This is a genomic window from Geminicoccus flavidas (assembly GCF_009806515.1).
In the GTDB taxonomy this organism is placed as follows: Bacteria; Pseudomonadota; Alphaproteobacteria; order Geminicoccales; family Geminicoccaceae; genus Geminicoccus; species Geminicoccus flavidus.
The window spans coordinates 1-1,317 of sequence record NZ_WUJP01001063.1 but is presented as its reverse complement, the minus strand read 5'-3'; the positions used below and the strand labels follow the sequence as shown (position 1 = coordinate 1,317).

Here is a 1,317-nt window from a genome sequence, read left to right as displayed (position 1 = left end):
TACCCCGACGTCGAACTCGACTACGGCTATGCCGACGCCATGATGGTGCACATGGTCCGCCGGCCGTCCTTCTACGACGTGATCGTGACCGAGAACATGTTCGGCGACATCATCTCCGACCTTGGCGCAGTGACCGTGGGCGGCATGGGCATGTCGCCTTCGGCCGAGATCGGCGACGATCGCGGCTTCTTCCAGGCCGCACATGGCTCGGCACCTGACATTGCGGGGCAGGGTGTTGCCAATCCGCTTGGGACGATCCTGGCGGGAGCGATGATGCTGGAGTGGCTGGGGGAGCGGCACCAGGATCGGGCGCTCGTTGCGGCAGCCAAGCGGATTGATGGAGCGGTGCAGACCGTGCTCAAGGACGGTGAGGCATTGCCGCCGGATCTGGGCGGGGGTGCCGGCACCGAGAAGGTCACTGCCGCGGTCTGCCGTGCCATGGATCGACAGATGGCCGCGACTTGAGGAGGGGGGATGCTGGCGGAGGTCGCGCAGAAGGATCGAGAGGTAACGTCTCTGGTGGATCGGGCCTATGCCTGGATCAAGCACCAGATCCTCACGGATGTCTTGCCCGCCGGCGAGATCATCGATGACAGCGCGATCGCCCAGCAGCTCGGCGTGAGCCGCACGCCCGTCCGGGACGCCATCCGGCTCCTGCATGCCCAGGGCTATCTCGAGGTCCTGCCGCGGAAGGCGACACGTGTCGCCTTCCTGCGGGTCAGCGACATGCGCCACGTCTACCAGCTGATCACGGCGCTGGAGGTCAAGGCGGTGGCACTGATCGCCGAGCAGCGCCTGGGCGAGATGGGATTGGCCCCCTTGCGTGAGGCAGTTGCCGCCATGCGGGAGATCGATGCGGAGGCTGGCCAGCTACCGGACTGGCACACCGCGGACGAGCGCTTCCACCGCGGCCTGCTCCAGCTCTGCGGCAATCCCTGGATAGCCCGCGTCGGCCTGGAGCACCGCGACTTCGTCCAGCGTGCCCATCTGGTGGCCCTGCGCTTGCGCAACGTAACCAGCACGTCGACGGCGGTACATGCCGAACTGGTGGATCTGCTCGCCGCAGGCGACGTCGCTGCTGCCACCGCGAACCATCTGGCCCAGCGCAACCGCATGGAGAACGATCTGATCGGTGCGGTCGAGCGCGCGGGCCTCAGGGCTCTTTAGTCTGCTGCCCGAAGAAGGCGGCAAGAACGCGGCGTCAGAAGGCCGCGCCGGATCAGGGAGAGAGAAGATGACGTCGACGCTGCGCAAGCAGACGCTGGCCAGCCTGCTGTTCATCGGCATCGGAGCAACGTTTGCCGCCATCTCATGGCT

Annotated in this window: 3 protein-coding genes; all 3 read left to right on the top strand. The window is 66.4% G+C overall.

Going from position 1 to position 1,317, the window contains the following annotated elements; genetic code table 11:
• A partial coding sequence (locus EQG76_RS30415; protein WP_235031637.1) for an isocitrate/isopropylmalate family dehydrogenase occupies nt 1-465 on the top strand: 465 nt, incomplete at its 5' end.
• 9 nt (nt 466-474) lie between these two features.
• A complete protein-coding gene (locus tag EQG76_RS30410; protein WP_159718975.1) occupies nt 475-1,167 on the top strand; it encodes a GntR family transcriptional regulator in 693 nt (230 codons plus the stop codon).
• Nucleotides 1,133-1,317, top strand: a 185-nt coding sequence (locus EQG76_RS32650; RefSeq protein ID WP_235031636.1) for a hypothetical protein, incomplete at its 3' end; no start/stop codon positions are given. The genes EQG76_RS30410 and EQG76_RS32650, both read left to right, overlap by 35 nt.

Excerpts from the sequence above, each read along its gene's own strand:
- EQG76_RS30410 (WP_159718975.1), top strand. The coding sequence starts at position 475 with ATGCTGGCGGAGGTCGCGCAGAAGGATCGAGAGGTAACGTCTCTGGTG.